The organism is Romboutsia faecis (assembly GCF_014323405.1).
In the GTDB taxonomy this organism is placed as follows: Bacteria; Bacillota; Clostridia; order Peptostreptococcales; family Peptostreptococcaceae; genus Romboutsia_E; species Romboutsia_E faecis.
On the sequence record NZ_JACRWE010000021.1, the window covers coordinates 1 to 2502 of the forward strand.

General features: G+C 51.0%; 1 rRNA gene. It reads right to left on the reverse strand.

Going from position 1 to position 2502, the window contains the following annotated elements:
• Positions 1-2502: ribosomal RNA gene (locus tag H8923_RS16865) — 23S ribosomal RNA — on the reverse strand; the annotation flags it as partial.

Sequence of the window (2502 nt, forward strand, 5' to 3'; positions counted from 1 at the left end):
TTGGTCAAGTCCTCGACCTATTAGTATCGGTAAGCTACATACATTACTGCACTTCCACCTCCGACCTATCAACCAGGTAGTCTTCCTGGGGTCTTACCCTTACGGTGGGAAATCTTATCTTGAAGTCGGCTTCGCGCTTAGATGCTTTCAGCGCTTATCCATTCCGCACTTAGCTACCCAGCTATGCCCTTGGCAGAACAACTGGTACACCAGCGGTGCGTCCATCCCGGTCCTCTCGTACTAAGGACAGGTCTCCTCAAATTTCCTACGCCTGCGACGGATAGGGACCGAACTGTCTCACGACGTTCTGAACCCAGCTCGCGTACCACTTTAATGGGCGAACAGCCCAACCCTTGGGACCTACTACAGCCCCAGGATGTGATGAGCCGACATCGAGGTGCCAAACCTCCCCGTCGATGTGGACTCTTGGGGGAGATAAGCCTGTTATCCCCAGGGTAGCTTTTATCCGTTGAGCGATGGCCCTTCCATGCGGTACCACCGGATCACTAAGTCCGACTTTCGTCCTTGCTCGACCTGTATGTCTTGCAATCAAGCTCTCTTGTGCCTTTACACTCTACGCACGATTTCCGACCGTGCTGAGAGAACCTTTGAGCGCCTCCGTTACTTTTTAGGAGGCGACCGCCCCAGTCAAACTGCCCACCTGACAGTGTCCCAAGACCAGATTCATGGCCTATGGTTAGAGTCCCAGTACTACAAGGGTGGTATCCCAAGGATGACTCCACCGAAACTGGCGTTCCGGCTTCATAGTCTCCCACCTATCCTGTACATGTAGTACCAAGACCCAATGTCAAGCTACAGTAAAGCTCCATGGGGTCTTTCCGTCCTGTCGCAGGTAACCGGCATCTTCACCGGTATTACAATTTCACCCAGTCTGTTGTTGAGACAGTGCCCAAATCGTTACGCCTTTCGTGCGGGTCGGAACTTACCCGACAAGGAATTTCGCTACCTTAGGACCGTTATAGTTACGGCCGCCGTTTACTGGGGCTTAAGTTCACTGCTTCGACTAATCTAACAGATCCCCTTAACCTTCCAGCACCGGGCAGGCGTCAGCTCCTATACATCGTCTTGCGACTTAGCAGAAACCTGTGTTTTTGGTAAACAGTCGCTTGGGCCTATTCTCTGCGGCCTGTCAAAGACAGGCACCCCTTCTCCCGAAGTTACGGGGTCATTTTGCCGAGTTCCTTAACAACAGTTCTCTGGCTGGCCTTAGGATACTCTCCTCACCCACCTGTGTCGGTTTGCGGTACAGGCACCTTTAACCTCGATAGAGACTTTTCTCGACAGTGTGAAATCAGCTACTTCGCTACTAAATTTCGCTCCGCATCACATCCCAGCATTATTCCTACGGATTTGCCTGTAGGAACTGCCTCAATGCTTGCCCGTACATAACCAACAGTACGGTTAGCTTATCCTTCTGTGTCATCCCATTTCTCAAACGGTTATTGGTGGTACAGGAATATCAACCTGTTGTCCATCACCTACGCCTTTCGGCCTCGGCTTAGGTCCTGACTAACCCAGGGCGGACGAACCTTCCCCTGGAAACCTTGGGTTTACGGCCTGTGGGATTCTCACCCACATCTCGCTACTCATGCCAACATTCTCACTCGTATACTGTCCACATGTCCTTACGGTCATGCTTCAACCTGCATACGAAGCTCCCCTACCCATCATAATGATGCCGTAGCTTCGGTAGTACGTTTTAGCCCCGGAAATTTTCGGCGCAGGATCACTCGACCAGTGAGCTATTACGCACTCTTTAAATGAGTGGCTGCTTCTAAGCCAACATCCTGGTTGTCTGTGCAATCCCACATCCTTTACCACTTAACGTACATTTAGGGACCTTAGCTGACGATCTGGGCTGTTGCCCTTTTGACTATGAATCTTATCACCCACAGTCTGACTCCCAAGTATAAGAATACGGCATTCGGAGTTTGATAGTCTTCGGTAAGTGCAATACCCCCTAGGACATTCAGTGCTCTACCTCCGCTTCTCTCAACCTTGAGGCTAGCCCTAAAGCTATTTCGGGGAGAACCAGCTATCTCCGGGCTCGATTGGAATTTCACCGCTATCCACAAGTCATCCCCGAGCTTTTCAACGCTCGTGGGTTCGGTCCTCCACGAAATTTTACTTTCGCTTCAACCTGCTCATGGATAGGTCGCCCGGTTTCGGGTCTACGCCAAGTAACTTAAATTGCCCATTTAAGACTCGCTTTCGCTACGGCTCCACACCTTAAGTGCTTAACCTTGCTACTTAACGTAACTCGTTGGCCCGTTCTACAAAAAGTACGCGGTCACACAAGTAATGTGCTCCCACAGCTTGTAAGTACAGGGTTTCAGGTTCTATTTCACTCCCCTCCCGGGGTTCTTTTCACCTTTCCCTCACGGTACTATGCGCTATCGGTCACTAGGTAGTATTTAGGCTTGGAGGATGGTCCCTCCTGCTTCCCACAGGGTTTCACGTGTCCCGTGGTACTCTGGATCA